The organism is Paenibacillus ehimensis NBRC 15659 (assembly GCF_004000785.1).
Lineage (GTDB): Bacteria > Bacillota > Bacilli > Paenibacillales > NBRC-103111 > Paenibacillus_G > Paenibacillus_G ehimensis.
In genome coordinates this window covers 14,266-38,695 of sequence record NZ_BILX01000053.1, presented here as the reverse complement: position 1 = coordinate 38,695, position 24,430 = coordinate 14,266, and the positions used below count along the sequence as shown (strand labels likewise).

The following is a 24,430-nucleotide window of genomic DNA, read 5'->3' as shown; positions in this document are numbered from 1 at the left end:
AGGGCGTCTATCTTGGTCTATCGACTTGTGTATTGCGCCGTTTTCGACTAATATAAAACTATCGGCGTTTAAGCGCCTGCTTCGGATAAGAACCGGGGCCGCATGTTCGTCCGGTACCGCCGGTGAACGCAAATGGTTGGATTACAGGGGGGGAGCACCATGTCGTCGGATGTGCTGCTCAGCTTGTCGCAGAAGGCCCTGCATCTGCTGCAAGAAGATGCGGACAAGATCGAGAAGCTGATCGAAGTGCAGATGGAAAACTTAACCACGCGCAAATGTCCTCTGTATGAAGAGGTGTTAGATACGCAAATTTACGGGTTGTCGCGGGAGATTGACTTTGCGATCCGGGCGGAGCTGATTACCGAGACGGCGGGCAAACAAATCTTGATGAAGCTGGAACGGAATGTAGCCCAGCTCTATGAGGCTATGAGTCAAAACAAAGAGTAACCTTCACAGGGAAGGTTACTCTTTGTTTTTTTAGAGCAAAGAAAGTTTTACTCACGAAATCGTGAAAGCGCATGTCAACTTTCTGCTCGCAAGAAGAGCTTCCGCTGAAACACGAATGTATCTCCTCGAAAAGGCTTCGATAAGAAGCTTTTCTTATGTATCCGTATGGCTTCTACACCAAGAAGAACGCAATGCCCAGAATGATATAGACAACCAGCAGCAGCACGCCCTCGAACCACGTCGTGGCTCCGTCCTTGGAGATCGATTTGGCGATAAAGGCGGCTACGCCAATGGCTACGAGCTCGTAAGTGGTAAACACTAGATCCATCGTTTTGCCGAAAAGGAGCGAGAGCAGCACCAGCACAGGCGCGACGAACAGAGCAATCTGCAGGCTGCTGCCGACCGCGATTTCGACGGCGGCGCCCATCTTGTTTTTCCGGGCCATGATCACGGCGGCGCTATGTTCCGCGGCATTGCCGACAATCGCAATCAGGAAGGCGCCGACGAACAGCTCGGACAGTCCGTATTGGTGGCTGAACGGCTCCAGCGTATGGACGAGCCACTCGCTTTGAACGGCGACCATGACGGTAGCGACAATCAGGAATACAATCGACAAGCCTTTGGACCAAGCGGCTTCCCCGTGCTCGACGACCTCGTCCGAGAGCTCGTTCTTATGCGTGATCATGGAGAACACGAGCCAGAGCAGGTAAGCGATAATCAGGATCACGGACACGATCACGCTTAGATTGGATGTTTCCTGCGTGGTGAAGCTTCGGGCGAACGCGGCAGGAATGAACAGCGCGATCACGGCCAGCAGCATCAGCGATCCGTTGTGACCGGCCAACTTGACGTTGAAGGTTTGTTCCTTGAATTTCAATCCGCCGAGCAGCACGCTAAGTCCGAGCACCAGCAGCATGTTCCCGATAATGGAGCCGGTGATGCTGGCTTTGACGATATCGAACATCCCGTCTTTAACAAGAAAGATGGCGATGATGAGCTCGGCGGCATTGCCGAACGTCGCGTTCAAAAAACCGCCCAGCCGCTCGCCGGCATAATGGGCTACGCTTTCCGTAGCTTTTCCCAGGAAACCGGCGACAAAGACGATCGCCACCGCCGAAATCAAAAATTGTAACGTAGGGCTGAATGTGGGAGCCCCGACATAGTGCGCCACTGCACTTAGGGCGAAGCTTGCAAGCAGACCGATCGTAAAACCGTGGCGTTTCAAAAGGATCACCTCATGTGGTAAAGTATACCTAACTCGAATAAAACCTATTCTAATATAATCAATTTTCGGACAAAGTAAAATACTTTAGGGAGGAGTTTTTTATGGATCTATATTTGAAAGGTAAAAAAGCGGTCGTCACCGCCTCCAGCAAAGGATTGGGCCGGGCGGTCGCGGAGCAGCTGGCGGCGGAAGGAGCGGACCTGCTTCTTTGCAGCCGGGATGAGCAGGCCGTATGCGACGTAGCGGCCCAACTGACGCAAAAATACGGCGTATCGGCGGCAGGCATGGCTGTCGACCTGAGCAGCCCCGAACAAATCGGCTGGCTCGTCCAACAGGCTGCCGACCGCTTCGGCCGGGTTGACGCTCTCGTGTGCAATGCAGGCGGGCCGCCGAGCGGCAGCTTCTTATCGCTGGACGAGGAAGCATGGCTCCACGCCATTCAATTGAATCTGATGAGCGTTGTCAGGCTCGTCAAAGGCTTCCATCCGCTGATGAAGGAGCAGGGAGGAAGAATCGTGACGATCGCCTCGTCGTCGGTGAAAGTGCCGATTCCGGGCTTGGTGCTGTCCAATACGCTGCGAACGGGTATCGTAGGTTTGATGAAGACGCTGTCGGTCGAATGGGGCCCTGACGGTATTTTGCTAAACACCGTATGTCCCGGACGCATCAGCACGGATCGTCTGGTCGAGCTGGATTCGGCCAAAGCGGCCCGCGATCAGGTGCCGGTAGAAGAGGTTCGGGAAAGCATGGTCAAGGATATTCCGCTCGGCCGGTACGGCGAACCGGAGGAGCTGGCCGCAACGGCGGCATTCCTGCTTTCGCCGCGCAATAGCTATATGACCGGATCGGTCTTCTACGTCGACGGCGGGTCGGTCAAGGCCATTTAAAGCAATTTTCAGGCGGGGCGTTATCGGCTTGTTCCGGCCGGCGGCTCCTGCGAATTCGGATGATGTCGAATGCTGTCAAATGGTTGCGCGGGACATTTGCTTTCCCGCTTGGAAGTTATTACAATAGAGCTATAATCCTTGAAGGAGTGATCCTCTTGAGCGAAGAAATTCAAACAGGTCTTATCCGCATTTCAGATGACGTCGTAGCGACTATTGCAGGATTGGCTGCGCTGGAGACTCCGGGGATTGCCGGGATGTCGGGGGGCATTTCCGAAGGATTGGCGAAGCGTCTGAGCGGAAAAAACGTGCAGAAGGGCGTTTCGGTGGAAGTGGGCCAAGTGGAGGCGGCCATCGATCTTCGAGTGATTGTGAATTACGGAAGTAAAATCCATGAGGTTTGCCGCGATCTTCAAGAAAATGTGCGCGATGCGGTAGAGAACATGACCGGTCTGACGGTCGTTGAAGTCAATATTAAGGTAGAGGGCGTCGCATTTCGCGAGGAAGAGCAGGCCGTCGTGGAGGACCCGAATAACCGGGTCAAGTAGCATCAAAGCCAAAAAGAGAGCCTTGAATTTAGGCTCTCTTTTTCGTTTCCCGTTCTTTTTCCGGCTTATTGTATTCTCTCGATATGCTGAGCAGAATGCCGAGGGCGGCCAGCGACGTAAGCATCGAAGTGCCTCCGTAGCTGATCAGCGGCAGCGTGACGCCGGTCATCGGAATCGTATTGGTGACTCCGCCCATATTGATGAACGCCTGAATCCCGATCATTCCGACAATCCCGACGCCAAGCAGCATGCCGAAGGTGTCCTGGCAGCGGAGCGCTACGATCAGCCCGCGCCATAAAAAAGCGAGATAGGCCAGCAGAAAGAGGAAGGTGCCAATAAAGCCGAGTTCTTCTCCGATAATTGCAAAAATAAAGTCGTTGTGCGCCTCGGGCAAATAGTGCAGCTTTTGCACGCTTTGTCCGAAGCCGGCTCCTGTCAAGCCGCCATGTCCGAACGCATACAGCGATTGCATCAGCTGAAAGCCGCTTCCCTGCGGATCCTTGGTGGGGTCCCAATAAGCGGTAAACCGCGCGAAGTGATGACTGGCCCCGTCCGTGGCGATATAAAAAATCATGCCCACCATGGTCAAGAATACGACTCCCCCGGCGCCCAAATAAAATACATGCTTGAGCTGCGCCCCGCCGACAATGATGATCAGCATGGCACAAAGAACCAGCACCATCGTGGAACCGAGATCGGGCTGCATCATAATCAGCGCGGAGATGAAACCGATAACGACGAGCGGCGGCATTAGTCCTCGTTTGAAGTCCTGAAACCGGTCGCCTTTTTTGCTAATAATCGAAGCCAAATAAACGATAATCGCAAGCTTGGCAAATTCGGTCGGCTGCAGAGAGAAGCCGCCGAATCGAAGCCAGCTCGTCGCGCCGTTCATTCCTTTACCGACAATCGGGACGAGCAGAAGAAGCATCGAAACAACGAAAAGAGCCGGTACGACCCACTTCTGAAATTTCCGGAAATCCACATTCATACAAAAAAACATGGCGATCGTGCCGAGACCGGCAAATATCGCCTGGCGAACCGCCAAGTACCAGGGATCGTTAGCTCTATACGCCATGCTTGCGCTAAAAACAAACGCCAACCCGAAGCACACGAGCGAAAACGTCAAGAATAGCAGCAAAAAATCGGGCGTTCCTCGACGCGGGGTTGTCATAATATTCCTCCGCTTACTGAGTCAGCTTGACTTTCAGTTCAGCGAGCTTGCCGTTAGCCGTTTTCATAATGTAATCCGGAATCGCCGCTTGATAGTTTACGCCGTGCGGGAACGTCGCTTGACCGATGTAAACATCCTCGATATAAAGAATGGCATAAGGCGACTCCAACTTTCCGGATTCTACACGGGTATTGATGCGCAGGAAATAATCGTTTGTAGATTCGCGATCCGGCAACTGCAGATCGTATGTTGCGCGGTAATATTCCCATTGCCAACGCACGAAGCCGAGCTGCTCCATCACTTCGTCCAAATGCGCAAGGTCGCTTTTTATGCCCTTAATTCCGCTATTTTCAATAATCACAACAAAACCCTCCTAGATATATGTACCTCGACTCTACGGTTAACCCTTTATTCATGATAGTATGTTTCCCTTTCTTGTGCAAGCCTAATGCACGGAGGGAAATTGCCCGCCTGAATAAAGTTGTGAAATTCTTGTGACACATGGATGAAACCGTTTAAAGGATTTGATAAAATGATACTACATTTCAGAGATCGCTACGATTTGAATGCGCCGGACAGCGGCAAGAGGAGACGGAGGGGTACCCTATGAAATCGATAGAAGAAACGCTGCAAGCGTCAGTGCCCGATATGATCGCCTGGCGCCGCTATTTGCACCGCCATCCCGAGCTTTCGTTCGAAGAATCAAAGACCGCGGCTTTCGTGGCGGATTTGCTGAAGCAGTGGGGGCTGGAAGTCCGGACGGGCGTAGGCGGCTATGGAATCGTGGCCAAGCTTCGCGGAGCATCGGAAGGGCCGACGGTCGCGCTGAGAGCCGATATGGATGCGCTCCCGATCCAGGATGAAAAAAGCTGTGAGTATGCCTCTTCGGTGCCGGGGGTGATGCACGCCTGCGGTCATGACGCCCATACGTCGACTCTGCTCGCCGTCGCCAAAACCCTTAGCAGCCACCGGGAAGCGCTGAGCGGCAGTGTCGTATTTATTTTTCAGCCGGCCGAAGAGATGACCCCTGGCGGGGCGCTCGGGATGATTGAGGAAGGCGCGCTCGACGGGGTGGATGTCATTTACGGCATTCACTTGTGGACGCCGTTTGAGGCGGGCGCGGCCTATTGCAAGCCCGGACCGATGATGGCGGCGGCGGATGAGTTTGTAATCGAGATTAAAGGAAAGGGCGGCCACGGCGGTCTGCCTCATGAGACCGTGGACAGCGTGTACGTCGCTTCGCAACTGGTCGTTAATTTGCAATCGATCGTCAGCCGCAGCGCCGACCCGACGAAGCCATGTGTCGTCAGCGTGGGGTCGATACACAGCGGTACGAGCTTCAACGTGATTGCCGAATCGGCCGTGCTTAAAGGGACGGTCCGTACTTACGACCCCGGCCTGCGCATGCAGGTGAAAGAGCGGCTGGAGACGATCGTCGAGCAGACATGTCTGATGAACGGGGCAGCCTATACGCTCGATTACAAGCTTGGATATCCACCTGTGGTGAACGATGCGAAGGAAGCGGAACGATTTTACCGCGCCGCTGCATGGGCCCTCGGCCCGGAGGGCGGGCGGACGGCGCCGCTCATTATGGCCGGGGAAGACTACGCCTATTATCTGGAAAAAATTCCGGGCTGCTTTATGTTCGTGGGCGCGGGCAATCAAGCGAAGGGCGTCGTGCACCCGCATCATCACCCGAGATTCGATATTGACGAAACGTCGATGGAGCACGCGGCCCGGTTATTTATCGGAATGATCCAAGATTATATGAAGGAACACGGGACGAAAGCTTGACAAGGTCTCCCGGGAAGTAACAACGGATGGGACGAATGGGAAGCCGGGGGAAAGGGGATTCTAAGCGTGCAGCGGCCTGGGGACTTTCTTGTCTTGAATGGAAAGCTTGGCGGAGAGTACCGGCAACAGGCTGCCAATTCCTTTTCTCAGGAGGTTGTTTGCCATGAGTACCAGAACGCTTCGGGAGATTATGACGACCGATTGTGCGACGGTTACGTTGAAGGATAACGTATTCGAGGCGGCCGTTAAGATGAAGCAGGAGGATACCGGCTTTATTCCCGTCGTCGAAGGGAAGAAGCTGATCGGGGTATTGACGGACCGGGACCTCGTTATCCGCGGCTATGCCGAGAAGCGGGAAGGCTCCGCGGCGATTCAGCAGGTAATGAGCGACAGAGTCGTATCCGTACCGCCCGAGACGACGGTAGACGAAGCGGCCAAAATTATGGCTAAAGAACAAATCCGCCGTCTGCCGGTGGTGGAGAACGGCGAGTTGGTCGGTATCGTATCCATAGGAGACCTGGCCGTACGGGACAAGTTCGAGGATGAAGCGGGCGAGGCGCTGAGTCAAATTTCCGAAAAGGATAAGCTAACGGTTCATTAAGGAACAATCGTTCTTTCGTCCGACAGGTCGGAGGAACGATTTTTTTATATTGTTTTGTTCACGTGTGCATTGTATAATGAGAAGGTCATTTTTAGGCAATAACATGTCACGAGAGGCGGGGAAACGATGAGCAAGGTGCGATTCGGACTTATCGGAATCGGCAATATGGGGAAGGGCCATACGAATTATTTTGCCAAAAATGAAGTGGCCGGAGGCGAGCTGACTGCCATTGTGGATACGAACCCGGAGCGTCTGGAATGGGTTCGGGAGCAGTACGGAGACCGGTTCCAGCTGTTTGACAATCCGAATTCGTTTTTTGCTTCGAAGGCGTTCGATGCCGTACTGATCTGCACGCCGCACTACGATCACCCGGGCTTGGCGATTGCGGCATTCAAACACGGCTATCATGTGCTGGTCGAGAAGCCGGCGGGCGTCTACACGAAGCAGGTCCGCGAGATGAACGAAGCTGCTGCCCGGTCCGGGAAAGCATTCGGCATCATGTACAATCAGCGCACGAACCCGTTATATCAAAAGCTGCGCGATCTCGTCTCCTCCGGAGAGCTTGGCGAAATTCGCCGCACCAATTGGATTATTACGAACTGGTACCGCTCCCAAAGCTATTACGATTCCGGCGGCTGGCGGGCGACCTGGGCGGGAGAAGGCGGAGGCGTCTTGCTTAACCAAGACCCGCATCAGCTTGATTTGTGGCAGTGGACGATCGATATGATGCCCAAGCGGGTACGCGCGTTCTGCCATTTCGGAAAATACCGCAATATCGAAGTGGAGGACGATGTGACCGCTTACGTGGAATACGAGAACGGAGCGACCGGTTTGTTCGTGACGACGACCGGCGAAGCCCCGGGTACGAACCGGTTCGAGGTGAGCGGCGACCGCGGTAAGATCGTCATCGAAGACGGCAAGCTGACGTTCTGGCGGCTGCGGGTGCCGGAGCCGGAGTTCAACCGCGAATTCAAGGGCGGCTTCGGCGCGCCGGAATGCTGGAAATGCGAGATTCCGGTAAGCGCCTCGGAAGGGGCACAGCATAAGGGGATCACGCAAAATTTCGTCGACCATATTTTGCACGGTAAGCCGCTGCTCGCGCCGGGAGAAGAAGGGATCAAAGGGCTGACCCTCTCGAATGCGATGCATCTGTCCTCCTGGACCGACAATTGGGTCGATCTGCCGATTGACGAAGAGCTTTATTACGAGAAGCTGCAGGAACGGATTCAAAACTCCACGTATAAAAAAGAAACCCGCAAGCTGGACCATATGGATGTCAGCGGAACTCATTAATTTAACAAAGTAGGTATCGGCCAGCAACGAAGAAGGTCCGGGCACATTCGCCCGGACCGTTTTTTCAGTCAAACTACATTATTTTGGATCGGCCCACAGCCCTTTTTTCTTGCTGCGCGCCTCCCGCTCCAGCTTGACAAAGCTGTCCTGGAACATCACGTTAGGCGGTACGGTCATCGTATTGGCATAGCCTTCGCGGATCAACGTTTCGTTGAACATCACGGAATCGCCTTGAATGAAGACATACCGGAGCAGCCGGCCGTACTTGTCTTTATCTCCCGCGTCTGCAAAGAGGTATACCGTTTTGCCGGTCAGCTTCGACTTCGTGAATTGGCTGGCTTCCTTTCCGTAACGCTCAACGGGACTGTTCGGCTTCACCGTTTCGGGTGTGTTGACGCCGATTAAACGCACTTTTTCCCCCGACTTCGTCTCGAACGTATCGCCATCGACGACACGCTTGACTTCGACGACCGACATTTTACGATCCTTCAACGCCGGATACTGCTTCAAGATTTCCTTGGCGAAGGCGTCGGCATCCGTCCCAGAGTTTGAGCAGGCCGTAAGCAGAAGCACCATCGCCCAAATAAACAGTCCCGCTATCGATTTTCTCCTTATGCTCCCCATGATTTCATGCTCCTCTCTCATTTTTCCAGTAACCCAAAGTCACGTCGTCTATTGTAGAGCTTCCCGCTGCTTGTTGCAAATGGAGCAGCGGTCGCGAGTTTCGGCAGATGTTTAAATCTCCCTTGCAACCCTCATACTAAAACTGACAGCTACAAGTGGAGGGATCGGGATATGACATTTCATAAAGACCGCCCATTGATCGTGCAGACCGACTTTTGCGTGCTGCTCGAGGTGCGGCACCCGGCTTTCGAAGAAGCACGGGCCGGACTCGCCAAATTTGCGGATCTTGTCAAATCGCCGGAAAACATCCATACGTACCGCATGTCGTCGCTTTCCCTCTGGAATGCCGCGGCAGCCGGACTGACGTCCGAGGAGATTATCGGCTTCTTGGAACGTCATGCGAAATTCGGCGTTCCGACCGCCGTAAAACAAGATATCCGGCGCTTCGTCGAGCGGTATGGTCTTGTTCGCATGGAAAGGCTGGGCGACGATTTGCTTCTCGTCTCGGAAGACGTGGAAGCGATCAAGGAGATGGTTTCTTTCCGTTCTTTGCGGTCGTACGGGCTGTGTCAGGTCGATTCGCAAACGCTTCGTTTTTCCGCCCGGTATCGGGGGCTGCTTAAGCAGGAGCTCGTTAAGCTCGGCTTTCCGGTTGAAGATCTGGCAGGCTATAGCCGGGGCGAATCGCTTCCTATCCGGCTCCGGACAGAGGCAGACGGAGGACAAGCGTTCGAGCTGCGGGAATATCAGCGGTCGGCGGTCGATTCCTTTTATCGGGAAGGGAGCCTGCACGGCGGCAGCGGTGTACTGGTACTGCCCTGCGGTGCAGGGAAAACGGTGATCGGCATCGCCGCGATGGGAAAGCTGAATTGCGCCACGCTTATTTTGACCTCGAACAGCACTTCGGTTCGGCAATGGAAAAGGGAAATACTGGATAAAACGGACGTTTCGGAGGACTTGGTCGGCGAGTACACAGGAATGCAGAAAGAAGTGCGCCCGATTACGGTCGCCACGTATCAAATCCTAACGTACCGCAAATCGAAGGACGACCCGTTCGTTCATATGGATCTGTTCAACAAACGCGACTGGGGCTTGATCGTTTACGACGAGGTGCATCTGCTTCCGGCTCCGGTGTTCCGGGTTACGGCGGACATTCAGGCGACGCGCCGGCTTGGCTTGACGGCGACGCTGATCCGGGAGGACGGACGGGAGGAGGATGTATTCTCGCTTGTCGGACCCAAGCGGTATGAGATGCCATGGAAGGAGCTGGAGACGCAAGGCTGGATCGCCTCGGTCGAGTGCGTCGAGATCCGGGTTCCGATGGCGGACAAAGAGAAGGAAGCTTACCTCGCTGCGGCGCCAAGACAGAAAATGCGGGAGGCCAGTGTCAACCCGGACAAGCTGAAGGTTGTCCGCGAGCTGCTGAACAAGCATGACGGCGAGCAAATTTTAATTATTGGCCAATATTTGGAGCAGCTTCGGCAGCTTGCGGAAGCTACGAAGCTTCCTATGATTAGCGGCGAAATGCCTTACGAGGAACGGGAGGCGTTGTACTCCGGCTTTCGCAGCGGGACGGTCCCGGCGCTGATCGTCTCCAAGGTAGCCAACTTCGCGGTCGACCTGCCCGATGCGGCAGTGGCGATCCAAATATCGGGAAGCTTCGGATCGAGACAGGAGGAAGCGCAGCGGCTCGGACGAATATTGCGGCCGAAGGCGGGCACGAACCGGGCGGTCTTTTATACGCTAGTCAGCGAAGATACGAAAGAGCAGGAGTTCGCGCTGAACCGGCAGCTGTTCTTGATCGAGCAGGGCTACCGCTACCGGATCGAATGGGCGGACGGGTCGAAGGAGGCGGTTTCGATATGAATTACGCGCAATTGCTGATGCGGATGCCCCGCGAGCTGAAGAGCCGGCTGGAAGCCGAAACGGTCTATGCGCCGTGGCTTGGCCAAGGAGCTGCGCTTGGTCAACTATGGACCGACCCCGTCGTGATGGAGACGGTATGCAACCGGCTGAGCCGTTCGGAGCGCACGGTGCTTGAGGCGGTTGTGCGGCGGATCGGCTGCGAGCCGTTCGACGATGCGGAATTGGAGCGGGCGGCAGTCGGCCCCTTATCCGGGGCTGAGGTCAAAATGGGCCTGGCCGGCTTGCTTCGCAAAGGCATCGTCTTTTCGTTTCTCAAAACATGGGGAGAGCATCTGTATATACTGCCGGAGGATGGGTTTGCCTGCTGGCAGTCCGTTCTATTTCCCGAAATGTCCTCCGGGCTTGGCGAGGTGCCGGGAGACGCCGGATTGAGCCTGAGGCCGGCTTTGCCCGGCGAGCCGAACCTGGCGCGCGATCTGTTTCATACCCTCGTGTTTGCCGCGGAACAGGGGCTGAAGCTGACCAAAAACGGAACGTTGCACAAAAAGCAGCTTCACAAATTGTCCGAACGGATCCGGCTCCGGGAAGAGGCTCTTGAGCCGCTTTCGCTGAAATATGCGTATGCCGATACCTATCCTCCGAAGATTGCGTTGGTGCTGGATATGCTTTTGCGCTTGCAGCTTGTCGTTTCGGAGGACGAAGAGCTTAAGCTGAACGTCGAAGCGTTGGACGTTTTTATGGACCTGCCGCTGGCTGAGCAAATGCGCCGTTTGTACGGGATCTGGAAAATGCTGGCGCTTCCTGCCGCGGCGTGGCTGCAGCATGCCGTGTGCCTGCTGGAGCGCATAAACGGCGGTGCATGGATAACGGCGGAGCAATTGCTGGAGCGGTTGGAGACGTTCGGTTTACTGCCGGGGACGGTCGTGAGCGAGGAAAGGGCCGAGCGCATCCGGTATTTGCTCAGACTGTGGCTGGAGCCGCTTGCTGCGCTGGGATTTCTGGAACAAAGCTCCGACCCGGCTTTCGGGCCGAACGCCTACCGATGGACGTTTTCACTCGCTTTGTGCGGCACATCGGTTACGGAGGACGAAGCCGAAGACGGCGGCTTTATGGTTCAGCCCGACTTTGAACTGCTGGTGCCTCCGGACGTCGCGAGCAAAGTGCGCTGGGAGATTAGCTGTCTGGCGGATCTGGCAGCGAGGGATCAGGTAAGTGTCTATAAACTGTCCAAGGAAAGCGTCAAGCGTGCTCTGGAGAATGGCCGTACGGCAGCGGGGATTTGCGATTTTTTAGAGCGTCACGCGCTGTATGGCGTTCCGGAGCATGTCCGGTTGAGCATCGGGCAGTGGGCGAAGCCGTACGGCAAAACCGTCTTCACCCAAGCGCTGCTGCTTCGCTGCGCCGATGACGAAACCGCCCGAACGGTGGCCAAGCTGCCTGCCGCTTCCCGGTATGTGAAGGAAATGCTGAATGGACGGGATTTTCTTATTGCGGCCGCAGACGCGAAGCCGCTTGCGGCTGTGTTGGAAAAAGCGGGCTTTATGGCCGGACTGCCCGCTATCCCGGCGGTGCAAGCGGAAACGGATGGAGAAACGAATTCGGGCCGGTACCCGAAGCTGTCTGCCGAACGGACCGCGTCCGTGAAGGGGCTGCCTGCTGTCGAGCCATTGGACAAAGGGCTTATATACTCAAGAAATTCCGTCGGGTTCCTCAGACTGGAGACGCGGCTGCCGGAAGCCTCCGACGTGTATCCTTCCTTGCACGATATTCCTCCGACGTGGCTTCGGGATTACCGGAACTATCATGTTTCGACCCGCAAAGAAATCGTCGAAAAGGCGATCGAAATGCGGTCGGTGCTGCAAATCCGCAAAAACGGCACCGATTTTCGTATCGTTCCCCGCAAAGTGCAGGAAACGCGGGGGACCTGGTGCATGACCGGACTCGGTCTCTCCGGCGGGGCGCAGGACGAAACGTCCGAGGTACGCTGGCTGGCGGAGGAGTGGCAGGAAATGCGGCTGATTCTTCCGGGGATCAACGATAAATATTAATGCAGCACGACCGCCTTCAAATATGGTATGATAGACATGTCTGACATGGTCTGACGAACCATATTCAAGTGAAGGGACGGTGCTGCTGCATGGCGGTAACGGAGACGCACACGCTCGATATGTCTGCCATACTGCTGGGGTCATATGAGCTGGCTGACCGCATCAAGTTCTCCGCGGAAACGGCGGATTATTTATATTGGAAACAGCGGAAGGATGCCGACGAGGAAGTCCGGCAGTTAGTCAAGGAGTTTGTTAAAGCCAAGGAATTGTTCGAGGAATGCGAACGCTTCGGACATTTTCATCCGAATTATCATGAGGCGCTTGACCGGGTCAAGGCGGTTCAGGAAAGGCTGGATGCCGTAGAATCCTTCCGGCGCTTCAAGGAAGCGGAGAAACGGCTGGACGACTTGCTGCATGAGGTGTCCGAAATCATCGCGCGTTCCGTTTCGGATACGATCAAGGTGCCTTCGAACGATCCGCTTGCAGCCGGGGGAGGCTGCTCCTCCGGAGGAAGCTGCAGCGGCAAGTGCGGTTAAGAAGCGATAAAACGGGCCCGGGGATATCCCGGGCCCGTGCTTTAGGCGCGATGAAGACGGAAGATCGGCCGGACGATGCCGACTTGATCGCCGCGGCGATTGTTCACCGCCGGCTGATGAAAGCTGGCTAGCTGTGCTGCCTCTTCGGCGCTAAGCAAACCGAGCTGGAGCATCGCTTCGGCGGCAGCGGGATAGATTGCGCGTTGGGCGCCGTCTTCGATTTTGACGGCAATCCCGATGCCCTTCTCCGGTACGGTGGCCGCGTATAAGCCCTCGGCCCCCATTTTGCCGATGATGCGGCCTTGCGTCAGCTCGGCGAGGCGGGTATCGAATCTTTCGCTGCCTGCTACATAGAACGGCGCTTGCCGAATCGCCCCGATGATCGTACGGCAGGCCTCCGCCCGCTCCGGCGAAAGGCCGTCCGGCCGCCCGAGCCGCGCGTAAGCGAATGCGAGCGAGGCCAGCGGGACGGCGAATACGGGCACTCCGCAGCCGTCGGTTCCCAGCGTGATGCTTTCCGGCGGGACCCCGCACATATCGGCGACCGTCCGGAGCATTTTTTGCTGGACAGGATGCCCGGGTGCGATATACTGTTGTATAGGAACATTCATGAGCTTGGCAAGCGCCAGCATGCCGGCATGCTTGCCGGAGCAGTTGTTATGAAGCTGTCCGGGCTCGCGTCGCTCCCGCTTGATCGCATCGGCCGCGGGTTTGTACATTGGCTCCTGCGGGCCGCAGCCTAGAGCGCTTTCATCCAGTCCCAGCTTTCGCAAAATCTCCAGAGCGGCTGCCGCATGCTCCGGTTCCCCTCCGTGCGACGCGCAAAGCAGCGCCGTCTCCGATGGCGTCAGCCCGAACCGCTCGCCTCCGCCGGCTTCCAGCAGCGAGATGGCTTGCAGCAGTTTGGCCGTCGAGCGGGTGAACGTGTAAAATTCCGGATTCCCGGCATACGCGAGCAGCTTGCGCCCGTTATCCACAACGGCGATATGGCCGCGGTGTACGCTTTCGGTCATCGGCCCGCGGGAGATTTCGACTAACAATTCATTTTCCGGTGCCACCATCGTTCATCGGTCCTTTCCTGATCCTATAGCCAACAGAAAGAAGGTCATTGTCCATGTTTACCGAGCGAAGCGGCATTATTGTCTGGGTAAGCGATTTGAAAGCGGCCGGCAAACATTTGGAGAAATATGGGAGTGTCCACTTTATTTCCAAAAGACTGCACTATGCCGCGATGTACGTTTATTCCAGCCGTTTGGACGAAACAGTGAAGCAGCTTCAAAAGCTGCCTTTTGTAAAAAAGGTTGAACGCTCGTATCGAAACGAGATCAAAACTGAGTATAACAGCAACGTTCCGGATAAGACAAGATTCTACTCCCTTTAATCTCGGGGCGGGTATCCGATCATAGCTTACGAAAAGAAAGGAGTTTCTGTGCGCAGAAGCTCCTTTCTTTTTTTGGTGGGCGCGCCTTAGGCGAGCCATAAGTTTAGGACTCCGGTTTCTAAAGTTTTTTTAATTTGATTCTCGAGTTGGAATAAGGCAAAATATAGGTAGCTTCATGTGTACATAGGGTAACGGAACTATTTTTGTAGGAAAGGGGTTGGGAAGTTGAACGGAGGGAAAGTCGACGGCCGGGAACGAAAAAACGTATCGCACGACGGGCTGCTTAGAGGCAAGCCGATTGCAGATATCGTCGTCACTCATCACGCCCGCAGCCGATGGGTTGATCGAGTGGAAACGGAGAAGACAGGCTTTCACGACATTACGGCTTTTTTGTGGAGCAAGCTGAAGTCGAACTCGATCCAACCCTACTACAAAAACGAGCAGGATGTTTACCTGATCGATGAGGATTTGGTCATGGTCGCCGAATTTGTCAAAATGGACACGCCGGAATCGGCGGGGGAACCGGAGGCGTACAAAATGATCGTCGTCACGTTCCTCGGGAGGATGTCGGAGACGATGGAACTGCGGGATTTGCGCTCCTATTATTCCTGGCTTCGCCATTCGCGTCGCATGACGCTGATCAAGAACAGCCGTAAACGTAGATAAGGTGCAAGGACAATCCGAGCATGCCGGGAATCGGCATGCTTTTTGGCGCTTTTCGGGTGGGGACGGAGCCGCGGTCGTACGTCGTTGAATAGCTTCGATCCCGGTTTTCTTAACGGTCGGGAAAGCAGCAGTTTTCGGCGAAGCCGAACGCTTTCCCGCCCACAAGAAAACCTACCGCTAAATCGCGGTCGTACATCGTTGAATAGCTTCGATCCCGGTTTTCTTATATAATGAGGCTACAACGCTTGCGGAGGAGTCGTTATGGCGCTTAACTTTCACCAGCTTCATATTTTTCATACCGTTGCGGAGAAGGGGAGCTTCTCCTATGCCGCGCAGGCGCTGCATATGACACAGCCGGCGGTGACGATGCAGGTGCAGTCGCTCGAGGACTATTTCGGGACGAAGCTGTTCGTTCGGTCGACCAAGCGGGTCGAACTGACCGAAGCCGGCCGGACGCTGCTGCCGTTTGCGTCGCGCAGCATTGAACTGATGAAGGAGACGGACATCCGGATGTCCAAATTCACGCATATGCTGGAAGGGCGGCTGCACTTGGGCGCGAGCTTAACGGTGGGGGAATACGTGTTGCCCCGGCTGCTCGGACCGTTCGGGCAAGAATATCCGAACATCTCCGTCAGCATGAAGGTCATCAATACGAAGCAGATCCTGGAGGAAGTACTCAGTCACCAGCTGACCTTCGGCTTGGTCGAGGCCGAGGTGGATCATCCGGACGTGCATACGGAAGCCGTATTGAATGACGAATTGAAGCTGATCGTGCCGAGGCGCCATCCGCTTGCCGAGCGCGAGCAGATCGGTATAGAGGAGCTAGCGAAATATCCGTTTATTTTGCGGGAGCAGGGGTCGGGAACGCGCAAGGTGATGGAGGAGGAGCTGGCCCGGGCCGGCTGCGATGTGTCCAACCTGAAAATCGTGATGGAGCTTGGCAGCACGGGGGCGGTGAAATCGGCCGTAGAGGCCGGACTCGGCATCTCGATCGTATCGCAATCCTCCGTCAAGCATGAAGCCGCACTTGGCGTATTGCGGGTAAAGAACGTCGAAGGGGTTTCCTTCGCCCGCAGCTTCCATGCGATCTATTTAAGCTCGACGCTGCTTCCCATTTCGGCCGTGACCTTCATGACCTTTTTGCGGGAGCGCGATTTAAGCCAGTGGCTATAACGGCAGATTTGGTTGAGAAAAAAAGGGAGGTCTGTAGGTTCTATGGCATTTGCAGATTTGCATACGCATACGCTGGCCTCGGACGGTACGAGGCCGCCTGCCGACAATGTCCGGTTGGCTGCCGAGGCGGGGCTCGCAGCGGTAGCGATCACCGACCATGATACGGTAGGCGGACTCCGGGAGGCGATGGAAGCGGGCTTGAAGTACGGCATCGCCGTCGTGCCGGGCGTGGAGATCAGCACCGTCCATGCCGGACAGGATATCCATGTGCTGGGCTATTGGATCGACGATAGGGACCCTCAGTTTCTGTCGAGGCTTGCCGAGCTGAGAGAAGTGCGCAACCGGCGCAACGAGATGATCGTGAACAAGCTTCAGGAGCTGGGACTTACCATAACGATGGACGACGTGCTCGAATCGCTGCGGACTTCGAAAAAAGCGGGCGATACCGTAGGCCGTCCGCATATCGCGGATGCCTTGGTGCGCAAAGGCTATGTAAGCTCGATGGCCGAAGCGTTCGACCGTTATTTGGCCAAAGGGGCGGCAGCTTATATGAATCCGCCCCGCATCATGCCGCAGCAGGCGGTAGCGTGGATTATAGAGGCCGGCGGAGCTCCGGTGCTGGCGCACCCGGGACTTTACGGGCAGGACGAGCTGATCCCGCTGCTTGCCGAAGTCGGGCTGGTCGGTTTGGAAGCATTCCATTCCGATCATACGCCGGAGCAGGAAGCGCATTATGAAGCGTTGGCCGCCGCCCACGGCTTGTTGGTAACGGCGGGATCGGATTACCATGGCGAACGGGGCGGCGTCGTGTTCCATGCGCCGATCGGGGCGCGCCGCGTCGCTGCGGTCGTCGTAGACCGACTATTCGAACGGAGGGGAATGCGGTCATGACCGTACGCAAAGCGATTATTCCGGCTGCGGGTCTGGGTACCCGCTTTTTGCCGGCGACCAAAGCGCAGCCGAAGGAGATGCTGCCGATCGTCGACAAGCCGGCGATTCAATATATCGTAGAGGAAGCCATCTCGTCCGGTATCGAAGATATCATGATCATTACCGGTCGCAACAAGCGGGCGATTGAAGATCATTTTGACAAATCGATGGAGCTTGAAACCATTCTCGAAGAAAAAGGAAATCAGGAGCTGCTCGGCATCGTCCAGTCCGTATCAAATCTGGCTGACGTTCATTACATTCGTCAAAAGCAGCCGCTCGGGCTCGGCCACGCGGTGCTCTGCGCCCGCAAATTTATCGGCAACGAGCCGTTTGCGGTTCTGTTGGGAGACGATATCATTCAATCGGAGCCGCCTTGCTTGAAGCAAATGATCGACCTGCACGAGGCGACAAACACGTCGGTGATCGCTTGCCAGGAAGTGCCCTGGGACGACGTCGACAAATACGGCATCATCTCGCCTTTGGCAGGACAGCAGCCGCATCGTTATATCGAAGACTTAATCGAGAAGCCGGAACGCGGACAAGCCCCGTCCAACTGGGCCATTATCGGGCGCTATATTCTGACTCCGGATATATTCGATATCCTTGAGCGCAGCGAGCCCGGCCGCGGCGGCGAGATTCAATTGACCGACGCGCTGCAGGTGCTGAACCGGCTGCGGCAGATGGTGATGTTTCCCGTGCCGGGCCGGCGCTTTGATGTCGGCGACAAGCTGGGTTACCTCGAAGCGACGATCGAGATGGCATTGGAGCGGGAGGAGCTGCGCGGTCCGTTCGAAAGTTATTTGCGCAAGCGGTTAGGCTTATAGGAACCTTATCTTTAACCTTTTAAACGACAGACCGTCCTTTTAGCGGAAACGTATCCGCCGAGGGCGGTCTTTATTTTGGGATGCAAAAAAAGTGAGCCAAATTGGAAAAAAACGGGTATACTTGAGCTGTAGCTTTATTCTTGATACGGAATCCTGTGGACGTAACGGAGCAACATGGAAGGGAACCGGGATTCATGTACCGGTTGGGAAAGAGGTTGAAAGGGATGAACGGTAATCAAGCATTGCAGTACAGGCTGTGTCCGTACGAATCCGGCGGCAAAATCATCGGAAGAGGAGCGCCGGACGGAGAGTTTGAAGCACTGCCGCAATTTAGGCCGCAAAGCGGCGGGCTGGAGCCTGCGTGTGACGAACGGACGCTGCAGCGAATTCTCGGGCTGCTGAGCAAAGCATGCGGAATCGATTTCCGGCATTACAAACGAAGCAGCCTCATCCGGCGCATCGAACGCCGCATGGACAGGTTGAGCCTGGCGGATATGGAGGAGTATGCGCGGCTGCTGCCGGACGAACCGGACGAGCTGCTCGCGTTGGGCAAAGATTTGCTGATCGGGGTGACGCAATTTTTTCGAGACCCGCAGGCATTCGAGACCATTCAGAAAAAGGTCATTCCCGCCATCGCGGAAAGCAGGGGGCACGAACGGCATATCCGCGTCTGGGTTGCGGGGTGCTCGACCGGCGAAGAAGCCTACTCCCTCGCTATACTGTTTCATCAATTCAACGAGACTTTGACAGAGCCTTATTCGGTCAAAATTTTCTCCACCGATCTGGACAAGGACGCGGTTGCTGCGGCCAGTCAGGGCATCTATCCCGAAGCGGCGGTGAAAAGCCTGCCGAAACCATGGCTGAGACGGTATTTTACCCGAAACGGGGACTTTTACCACATCGATAAAGACATTCGCAGAATGGTCGTGTTTGCGCCTCACAACATGATTGAGGATCCGCCGTTCAGCCGCTTGGACCTGATCGCCTGCCGGAATCTGCTGATCTACCTGCAATCCGAGACGCAGCAGAAAGTGCTGTCGATGCTTCATTACGCGCTCAATCCGGACGGGTTTCTGTTTTTGGGACCGAGCGAAACGATTGGCCGGCTTACGCATTTATTTGTCCCGTATGACCGCAAGTGGAATATTTTCAGGCGGAACCCGCCGGGACCGGGGCCGGGGTACGCAAGCGAGATCGACAGGGGAGACTGGGCCGCCCCCAGGACACGTCCGACCGCCGCGGCAAGGCAGGGGCATCTGCAGTGGAAGGATTTGCAAACCTTCAAAAAAACGGACGATTTATATACGGCAATCGTGGACGAGCACATGCCGCCCTGCATGGTGATCGACGAAAACAACGAAGTGCTTCATCTGGGGGGCAGCGTGAATCGGTATGTAACGCTGCCGAAGGGAAGGCCAAGCTGGAACATTTACAAAATCGCAGAGGCTGATTTGGCCGTCGCGATTGTAACGGCCATGCAAAAAGTCCGCCAAGAAAAGCGAGCTGTTTATTACAAAAACATGAAGGTAAGCGGCTCCGGGCAGTCGTTATCCGTTAACCTGATCGCGAAGCCGTTTTCGTTGAAAAATAAAAAATTCGACAAGCTCGTACTTGTATTGTTCGAGGAGGCGGGGCATTCTGACGAGCCGGTCCGGGCCGCCGACGAATACGAAATCGAACCGGATGTCCATTGCCGGATGATCGGGCTGGAGCAAGAGCTGCGCCAGGCAGAGGAGTCGCTTCAGGCGACGATCGAAGAGCTGGAGACGTCAAACGAAGAGCTCCAAGCAACCAACGAAGAGCTGGTGGCGGCCAATGAAGAGCTTAGGTGCGCGAACGAAGAGCTTCAATCGGTGAACGAAAAGCTGGTTACGGTGAATGCGGAATATCAGGTTAAGATTCGGGAACTGACCGCAGTGAATGACGATATGGACAATTTTCTGACCAGCACCCGAATCGGGACCGTTTTCTTGGACACCAACATGTGCATCCGCCGGTTTACGCCTGCCATCACGAACGAATTCAACTTGCTTGAGGTCGATTACGGACGTCCCCTCGGGCTTATCTCTCATAACTTCGACGACGACATTGTGCGCGATGCCCAAAAAGTGCTGAAGACGCTGATTCCCGTCGAGCGGGAGATTCGGAGCCGAAGCGGGCTTTGGTACAGCATGCGCGTCCTGCCCTATCGAACGAACGATCATGTCATCAAAGGCATTGTCCTGACATTTGCGGACATCACGGAGCTCAAATCGGCCAACGAGCAGCTGCTTAAGCTCTCTTACGCCATAGAGCAAAGCCCCTCCGTTACCGTCATCGCCGATGCGGAAGGGAAGATCCGGTTCGTGAATGCGAAATTTACGGAAATGACCGGGTTCCAAATGGCCGATGTGGCGGGAAGCCCCCTTCGCGAGCTGAATCGTTGGGATACTTCTTCGACCCCGTTCGAGGAAATGTGGAGCATCGTCTCTTCCGGACGCGTATGGAAGGGCGAGCTGGAAAGCCGGCGTAAAAACGGGCCGAATTACTCGGAATCCGTTAAAATTTTGCCAATTAAAGATCAGGAAGGCCAAATTATTCATTATCTTAAAATCGCCGAAGACATTACGGAGCGGAAGCAGACGGAGGAGCTGCTGCGGAAGTCGGAGATGCTGTCGGCCGTCGGTCAGCTTGCCGCCGGCATTGCCCATGAAATTCGCAATCCGCTGACCGCGCTCAAAGGCTTTACCAAGCTGATGGGCTCCCGGGGGCATCACGGAAGCTATTTGTCCATCATGTCGGCCGAGCTGGAGCGGATCGAAGAAATCGTCAGCGAGCTGCTCGTGCTGGCGAAACCGCAGGCAGCCGACTTTTTGCCAAAATCCGTGGTTTCGATTCTGCATGACGTCATTATGCTGCTCGAAACGCAGGCCATCATCAGCAAGGTGACCATTGAAACGGACATCGAGGACGAGCTCCCGCCGACAAGCTGCGTCGAAAACCAGTTGAAGCAAGTATTCATCAACGTGCTGAAGAACGGGGTGGAAGCGATGCCCGGAGGCGGAACCTTCCTCGTCAAGGCTGAAAAGTCGGAGCGGGGCAGCATACGAATCAGTTTTATCGACCAGGGATGCGGCATTCCAGAGACCAAGCTGGCGAAGCTGGGACAGCCGTTTTATACGACGAAAAACAAAGGAACGGGTCTCGGGCTCATGGTCAGCTACAAAATTATTGAAAACCATCGCGGGTCCATGACCATAACCAGCAAGGAAGGGATTGGAACGACGGTCGTTATTGAACTTCCCGCGGTGCCGTAAATGAAAAAGCACCTGGTCCGCAAGCTGCGGATTCAGGTGCTTTTGCTCGCTGTGCGGGCCTATTTTATGGCTACCGGCATCTGCTTGATATTCGCCGAATCGGGCGTGACGAACAGCGTTTTCTGGTGGTCGTAGATCACGAATCCCGGCTTGGCTCCGCTAGGCTTGCGCACGTGCCGGATGAGTGTATAATCGACCGGCACCTGGCTCGATTCCTTGGCTTGGCTGAACCAGGCGGCCAGCTGGGCAGCTTCGTGCAGTGTGGCTTCGCCGTACTCGGCGCTGCGAATGACGACGTGAGAGCCCGGAATATCCTTCGTATGCAGCCACGTATCGCCGGGGTGGGCGAGCCGGTTCGTTAAGTACTCGTTCTGCGTGTTGTTTTTGCCGACATAGATCGGGACGCCTTCGCTGGACGTGTAGCAGGCCAGAGCCGGTTTCTGGTTCGGCTTTTTTTTGCGTCCTTTTTTGCCGCGGTCCCGTACGTAGCCTTGCTCCGTCAGCTCCTCGCGGATTTCCTCGATATCGGCCAGCCCCGCGCTGGCAAGCTGCTGCAGCACATTGTCCAGATAACGGATTTCCTCGCGAGCCTCGGTCATCTGCTGCTGAACGGCAATCAGGCTGTTTTTGCTTTTGGTATACTTTTTGAAATACCGCTGGGCGTTCTCGGACGGCGTCAGCAGCGGGTCTAGCTCGATCGTGACGGGACGCTGCTCTTCATCATAATAGTTCACAACTTCGATTTGCTTATCGCCTTTGCGGATTTGGTGCATCGAGGCGGTAAGCAGCTCGCCCAGGATGCGGAAGCGGTCCGCACCGCGGGCTTCCTCCATCGTCTCTTCCAGCTTTTCAAGCTTTTTGATGTTCTTGCTGCGTTCGTTGCTGAGCAGCCGGAACAAATCGGCTGCGCGCTGCTTCACGGTATCCCGCTCCGCCTTGTCCCCGTAATACGCCTCAAGGCAGGCGCTGATCGAAGCGAAGCGCTGCGTCTCGCCCTGCACGTGGCTCAGCTCCGTAATCGAGAAGAACGTTTTGCCCGTTGCCGCTTCTTCGACAATAACCGCTTCCGCCGCTCCGGCTTCCAGCCTTTCGGCGAGCTGCCGGAACGGCACCCACAGCTTCGCGGGCATGTCGGACGGCAGAGGCAAGCTTCCGCCAGCGGCGCGGTGCACCAACTCGCGGGCGACAAGCGGGCTGAAGCCGCTAAATCGCCCGACGAGCGCCTGCTCCCAGAAGCGCGGGGAGGCCGGTTCGTCGGCCGCCTCGGCCGCTTCGCCAAGGAGAGCGGTGAAGCGCTCCTCGCTCAGCCCGAACGGAAGCAGCTTGTGCTGCTCCGGCGGCGCCGTGTAGGCGCTGCCCGGCATGACGATGCGGTAGCTGCTGATCGCCGGCGTGACATGATGAATGCCGTCGGTAATGATCCCGGTCGCCGGGTCCTTCAATATAATATTGCTGTGGCGGCCCATAATCTCCACGACGATGGTTTTGAGACTGAGGTCCCCAAGCTCGTCCCGCTGCCGGATGTTCAGATGCAGTATCCGCTCGAGGCCGGGCTGCTCGATCGTTTCGATGATGCCTCCCTCGCAGTGCTTGCGCAGCAGCATGCAGAACATGGGCGCTTCCAGCGGATTCTGGAAGCTCTGCTCGGTGAGGTGCACCCGGGGATAAGTAGGATTGGCGGACAGCAGCAGCTTCAGATTGCGGCCGGCCGCGCGGATTTGCAGGACGATATCGTTTTCCGATGGCATCTGCACTTTATTGATGCGGGCCCCGACGCAGCATTGCAGCTCGCGGGCCAGACTGTGAACGACGAGACCGTCGAAAGACATGCGGGACAACTCCATTCTTCATGCGCAAAAAGCGATTTTTAAGTGCTACCCTCTATCATGCCATATTTTAAAGCAAATTTTAAGTCGAAAGACCCGGATGCCGCTATCGAGACCGTTTTCGCTTCCGGAGCCAATACAGCGCGGCCGCGATGACCGCGTTGCACAGCACAAGACCCGTCAGCGCGGGCGCGACGACCGCGAAGCCGGAATCGCCGCCGAAATAAATGCTCCAGACGATCTTTAGAACGGCGATCAGATTCAGAACGAGCAGGCCGTACAGCCAAGACCGTTTCCAGAACGCATAGGCGAGAGCGGCCAGCGATCCAGGCACCAGCAGAGTCATCAATGTTTTCGCCAAGTTCCAGTCGCCAAGCAAGTAATCCTGCTCCATCTGCAAAAATTGACGCACTTGCGGGTCCACCTCGGCCGGCTTCAGAAACCAGAACATGCTGCTCAGCAGCAGGAGAAGCACGGCAGCGATTCCTTTAAGGCTGCGTCTATAGGCGAAGAAACAGAACGGCAGAAGAAATAATGGGCGGATGTACCAGCTCAACACATTTTGATGCCTTTCATAGGCCCAGAAAAACCATTCCTCCAGCATTGGTATTTACCTCCCCGGACGATTCGTGGCGGCGATCCCGTTTTCCACGATCCAAATCAGGCTGTCGATCGTCTTCATGGCCTGCTTCTCGCTGCCGAACAAGGCTTGATCGGCGTAATGCTCAGCGACGTACACGCTTAAGAACGCGATCAAATCGGCAAGCACCGGCGCATCGACGTCGGGGGCGATCCGGCCAGACTCTTTTTGGCGCTCAATAAGCCGAATGAAAAATTCGTTGCTTTTGGCTGCGGCATCGCCGGTTATTTCCCGTTTCAGCTCGGGTTCGCGAAGCTTGGCGAAATCTCCCGCGATCGAAGCAAGTTTCGGATGTGCCCGGTAGAAGCGAATGCCGGAGACGAACAGTTCTCGCACCATTTGCAGCAGATCATTCCGTTCGAGATCGTGGAAGGCTGCGGCCGAAAATTCCGTCTTTTGCCGGCCAATGACTTCCAGGACATGTTTGTAGAGGTCTTTTTTGTCTTCGAAATACTGATAGAAGCTCCCTTTGGCAATTCCGGTTTTTGCGACGATACGCGAAATGCTGGCTTTGGCGTACCCGAATTCGTAAAACTCCTCCACGGCCGCTTCGAAGATCAGGTTTCGCTTGTCGGCAGGCAAATTAAAGAACGTCGGATGAGGCATCAAACACAGCTCCTTTTGGAATGTGACTCTACGGTCATATGACTATATAGT

23 protein-coding genes are annotated in these 24,430 nt (G+C 55.6%); 15 read left to right on the top strand and 8 right to left on the bottom strand.

What is annotated here, in order from left to right; genetic code table 11:
* Positions 1–159 precede the first annotated feature (159 nt).
* Positions 160–447 carry a YlaN family protein gene (locus tag PEH01S_RS24180; protein WP_025851403.1) on the top strand — a complete coding sequence of 96 codons (288 nt, stop codon included), beginning with the start codon at positions 160–162 and terminating at the stop codon, positions 445–447.
* 172 nt (positions 448–619) lie between these two features.
* On the opposite strand, the gene cax is transcribed toward PEH01S_RS24180, so the two are convergent.
* Positions 620–1,672 (bottom strand): calcium/proton exchanger, encoded by a 1,053-nt coding sequence (gene cax, locus PEH01S_RS24175; RefSeq protein WP_127488528.1) that lies wholly within the window; start codon positions 1,670–1,672, stop codon positions 620–622.
* Between the two features lie 101 nt (positions 1,673–1,773).
* Here cax and PEH01S_RS24170 point away from each other — a divergent pair, with 101 nt between their 5' ends.
* Together PEH01S_RS24170 and PEH01S_RS24165 are read left to right on the top strand one after the other, a co-directional pair.
* On the top strand, positions 1,774–2,559 hold the full coding sequence (locus PEH01S_RS24170) for an SDR family oxidoreductase (protein ID WP_127488526.1): 786 nt from the start codon (positions 1,774–1,776) through the stop codon (positions 2,557–2,559).
* Positions 2,560–2,714: 155 nt separating this feature from the next.
* On the top strand, positions 2,715–3,104 hold the full coding sequence (locus PEH01S_RS24165) for an Asp23/Gls24 family envelope stress response protein (protein WP_025851407.1): 390 nt from the start codon (positions 2,715–2,717) through the stop codon (positions 3,102–3,104).
* 28 nt (positions 3,105–3,132) lie between these two features.
* Here PEH01S_RS24165 and ftsW read toward each other — a convergent pair whose 3' ends face one another.
* Together ftsW and PEH01S_RS24155 are read right to left on the bottom strand one after the other, a co-directional pair.
* Positions 3,133–4,275, bottom strand: a complete 1,143-nt coding sequence (gene ftsW, locus PEH01S_RS24160; RefSeq protein ID WP_127488524.1) for a putative lipid II flippase FtsW — start codon at positions 4,273–4,275, stop codon at positions 3,133–3,135.
* 13 nt (positions 4,276–4,288) lie between these two features.
* Entirely contained in the window at positions 4,289–4,636 is a 348-nt protein-coding gene (locus PEH01S_RS24155; RefSeq protein ID WP_025851409.1) for a YugN family protein, read from the bottom strand.
* 245 nt (positions 4,637–4,881) lie between these two features.
* Between PEH01S_RS24155 and PEH01S_RS24150 the strand changes: the two genes are divergently transcribed.
* From PEH01S_RS24150 to PEH01S_RS24140, 3 genes are all read left to right on the top strand, one after another.
* Complete coding sequence (locus PEH01S_RS24150) at positions 4,882–6,069, top strand: M20 metallopeptidase family protein (RefSeq protein WP_025851410.1); 1,188 nt, start codon at positions 4,882–4,884, stop codon at positions 6,067–6,069.
* 163 nt (positions 6,070–6,232) lie between these two features.
* Positions 6,233–6,670, top strand: a complete 438-nt coding sequence (locus PEH01S_RS24145) for a CBS domain-containing protein (protein WP_025851412.1) — start codon at positions 6,233–6,235, stop codon at positions 6,668–6,670.
* A gap of 126 nt (positions 6,671–6,796) precedes the next feature.
* On the top strand, positions 6,797–7,963 hold the full coding sequence (locus PEH01S_RS24140; protein WP_025851414.1) for a Gfo/Idh/MocA family protein: 1,167 nt from the start codon (positions 6,797–6,799) through the stop codon (positions 7,961–7,963).
* A 78-nt stretch (positions 7,964–8,041) separates the two neighbouring features.
* Here the strand turns inward: PEH01S_RS24140 and PEH01S_RS24135 are convergent, their stop codons facing one another.
* Positions 8,042–8,587 carry a thermonuclease family protein gene (locus tag PEH01S_RS24135; protein WP_246063053.1) on the bottom strand — a complete coding sequence of 182 codons (546 nt, stop codon included), beginning with the start codon at positions 8,585–8,587 and terminating at the stop codon, positions 8,042–8,044.
* A 171-nt stretch (positions 8,588–8,758) separates the two neighbouring features.
* Between PEH01S_RS24135 and PEH01S_RS24130 the strand changes: the two genes are divergently transcribed.
* From PEH01S_RS24130 to PEH01S_RS24120, 3 genes are all read left to right on the top strand, one after another.
* Positions 8,759–10,453, top strand: a complete 1,695-nt coding sequence (locus PEH01S_RS24130; RefSeq protein WP_127488520.1) for a DNA repair helicase XPB — start codon at positions 8,759–8,761, stop codon at positions 10,451–10,453.
* The gene (locus tag PEH01S_RS24125) at positions 10,450–12,501 is read left to right on the top strand and encodes a helicase-associated domain-containing protein (RefSeq protein WP_127488518.1); all 2,052 of its coding nucleotides are present in this window, start codon (positions 10,450–10,452) and stop codon (positions 12,499–12,501) included. Before PEH01S_RS24130 ends, PEH01S_RS24125 begins: the two co-directional genes overlap by 4 nt.
* A gap of 89 nt (positions 12,502–12,590) precedes the next feature.
* Positions 12,591–13,037, top strand: coding sequence for a YlbF family regulator (locus tag PEH01S_RS24120; protein ID WP_025851420.1), 447 nt, complete (start codon positions 12,591–12,593; stop codon positions 13,035–13,037).
* Positions 13,038–13,078: 41 nt separating this feature from the next.
* Here the strand turns inward: PEH01S_RS24120 and PEH01S_RS24115 are convergent, their stop codons facing one another.
* Positions 13,079–14,098 (bottom strand): asparaginase, encoded by a 1,020-nt coding sequence (locus tag PEH01S_RS24115; protein WP_127488516.1) that lies wholly within the window; start codon positions 14,096–14,098, stop codon positions 13,079–13,081.
* Positions 14,099–14,151: 53 nt separating this feature from the next.
* On the opposite strand from PEH01S_RS24115, the gene PEH01S_RS24110 reads away from it, so the two are divergent.
* The 6 genes from PEH01S_RS24110 to PEH01S_RS24085 all read left to right on the top strand — a co-directional run bounded on the left by PEH01S_RS24110 (position 14,152) and on the right by PEH01S_RS24085 (position 21,307).
* On the top strand, positions 14,152–14,418 hold the full coding sequence (locus PEH01S_RS24110; protein ID WP_025851422.1) for a YlbG family protein: 267 nt from the start codon (positions 14,152–14,154) through the stop codon (positions 14,416–14,418).
* Between the two features lie 225 nt (positions 14,419–14,643).
* Complete coding sequence (locus PEH01S_RS24105; RefSeq protein ID WP_025851424.1) at positions 14,644–15,084, top strand: hypothetical protein; 441 nt, start codon at positions 14,644–14,646, stop codon at positions 15,082–15,084.
* A 261-nt stretch (positions 15,085–15,345) separates the two neighbouring features.
* On the top strand, positions 15,346–16,257 hold the full coding sequence (locus tag PEH01S_RS24100; RefSeq protein WP_127488514.1) for a selenium metabolism-associated LysR family transcriptional regulator: 912 nt from the start codon (positions 15,346–15,348) through the stop codon (positions 16,255–16,257).
* Between the two features lie 42 nt (positions 16,258–16,299).
* Positions 16,300–17,148 (top strand): PHP domain-containing protein, encoded by an 849-nt coding sequence (locus PEH01S_RS24095; protein WP_127488512.1) that lies wholly within the window; start codon positions 16,300–16,302, stop codon positions 17,146–17,148.
* A complete protein-coding gene (gene galU / locus PEH01S_RS24090) occupies positions 17,145–18,011 on the top strand; it encodes a UTP--glucose-1-phosphate uridylyltransferase GalU (protein WP_025851429.1) in 867 nt (288 codons plus the stop codon). The genes PEH01S_RS24095 and galU overlap by 4 nt, the downstream gene beginning before the upstream one ends.
* Positions 18,012–18,235: 224 nt before the next feature.
* The gene (locus PEH01S_RS24085; protein ID WP_127488510.1) at positions 18,236–21,307 is read left to right on the top strand and encodes a CheR family methyltransferase; all 3,072 of its coding nucleotides are present in this window, start codon (positions 18,236–18,238) and stop codon (positions 21,305–21,307) included.
* Positions 21,308–21,366: 59 nt separating this feature from the next.
* Here PEH01S_RS24085 and PEH01S_RS24080 read toward each other — a convergent pair whose 3' ends face one another.
* The 3 genes from PEH01S_RS24080 to PEH01S_RS24070 all read right to left on the bottom strand — a co-directional run bounded on the left by PEH01S_RS24080 (position 21,367) and on the right by PEH01S_RS24070 (position 24,379).
* A complete protein-coding gene (locus tag PEH01S_RS24080) occupies positions 21,367–23,136 on the bottom strand; it encodes an Rqc2 family fibronectin-binding protein (protein ID WP_127488509.1) in 1,770 nt (589 codons plus the stop codon).
* 103 nt (positions 23,137–23,239) lie between these two features.
* A complete protein-coding gene (locus PEH01S_RS24075) occupies positions 23,240–23,737 on the bottom strand; it encodes a hypothetical protein (RefSeq protein ID WP_127488507.1) in 498 nt (165 codons plus the stop codon).
* A gap of 6 nt (positions 23,738–23,743) precedes the next feature.
* Entirely contained in the window at positions 23,744–24,379 is a 636-nt protein-coding gene (locus PEH01S_RS24070; protein WP_127488505.1) for a TetR/AcrR family transcriptional regulator, read from the bottom strand.
* Positions 24,380–24,430 lie beyond the last annotated feature (51 nt).

Bases quoted from the DNA above. Each gene is read 5' to 3' on its own strand.
- PEH01S_RS24180 (WP_025851403.1), top strand. From the start codon at position 160: ATGTCGTCGGATGTGCTGCTCAGCTTGTCGCAGAAGGCCCTGCATCTG.
- PEH01S_RS24170 (WP_127488526.1), top strand. From the start codon at position 1,774: ATGGATCTATATTTGAAAGGTAAAAAAGCGGTCGTCACCGCCTCCAGC.
- ftsW (WP_127488524.1), bottom strand. From the start codon at position 4,275: ATGACAACCCCGCGTCGAGGAACGCCCGATTTTTTGCTGCTATTCTTG.
- PEH01S_RS24150 (WP_025851410.1), top strand. From the start codon at position 4,882: ATGAAATCGATAGAAGAAACGCTGCAAGCGTCAGTGCCCGATATGATC.
- PEH01S_RS24145 (WP_025851412.1), top strand. From the start codon at position 6,233: ATGAGTACCAGAACGCTTCGGGAGATTATGACGACCGATTGTGCGACG.
- PEH01S_RS24140 (WP_025851414.1), top strand. From the start codon at position 6,797: ATGAGCAAGGTGCGATTCGGACTTATCGGAATCGGCAATATGGGGAAG.
- PEH01S_RS24135 (WP_246063053.1), bottom strand. From the start codon at position 8,587: ATGGGGAGCATAAGGAGAAAATCGATAGCGGGACTGTTTATTTGGGCG.
- PEH01S_RS24130 (WP_127488520.1), top strand. From the start codon at position 8,759: ATGACATTTCATAAAGACCGCCCATTGATCGTGCAGACCGACTTTTGC.
- PEH01S_RS24125 (WP_127488518.1), top strand. From the start codon at position 10,450: ATGAATTACGCGCAATTGCTGATGCGGATGCCCCGCGAGCTGAAGAGC.
- PEH01S_RS24120 (WP_025851420.1), top strand. From the start codon at position 12,591: ATGGCGGTAACGGAGACGCACACGCTCGATATGTCTGCCATACTGCTG.
- PEH01S_RS24115 (WP_127488516.1), bottom strand. From the start codon at position 14,098: ATGGTGGCACCGGAAAATGAATTGTTAGTCGAAATCTCCCGCGGGCCG.
- PEH01S_RS24110 (WP_025851422.1), top strand. From the start codon at position 14,152: ATGTTTACCGAGCGAAGCGGCATTATTGTCTGGGTAAGCGATTTGAAA.
- PEH01S_RS24100 (WP_127488514.1), top strand. From the start codon at position 15,346: ATGGCGCTTAACTTTCACCAGCTTCATATTTTTCATACCGTTGCGGAG.
- PEH01S_RS24095 (WP_127488512.1), top strand. From the start codon at position 16,300: ATGGCATTTGCAGATTTGCATACGCATACGCTGGCCTCGGACGGTACG.
- galU (WP_025851429.1), top strand. From the start codon at position 17,145: ATGACCGTACGCAAAGCGATTATTCCGGCTGCGGGTCTGGGTACCCGC.
- PEH01S_RS24085 (WP_127488510.1), top strand. From the start codon at position 18,236: ATGAACGGTAATCAAGCATTGCAGTACAGGCTGTGTCCGTACGAATCC.
- PEH01S_RS24080 (WP_127488509.1), bottom strand. From the start codon at position 23,136: ATGTCTTTCGACGGTCTCGTCGTTCACAGTCTGGCCCGCGAGCTGCAA.
- PEH01S_RS24075 (WP_127488507.1), bottom strand. From the start codon at position 23,737: ATGCTGGAGGAATGGTTTTTCTGGGCCTATGAAAGGCATCAAAATGTG.
- PEH01S_RS24070 (WP_127488505.1), bottom strand. From the start codon at position 24,379: ATGCCTCATCCGACGTTCTTTAATTTGCCTGCCGACAAGCGAAACCTG.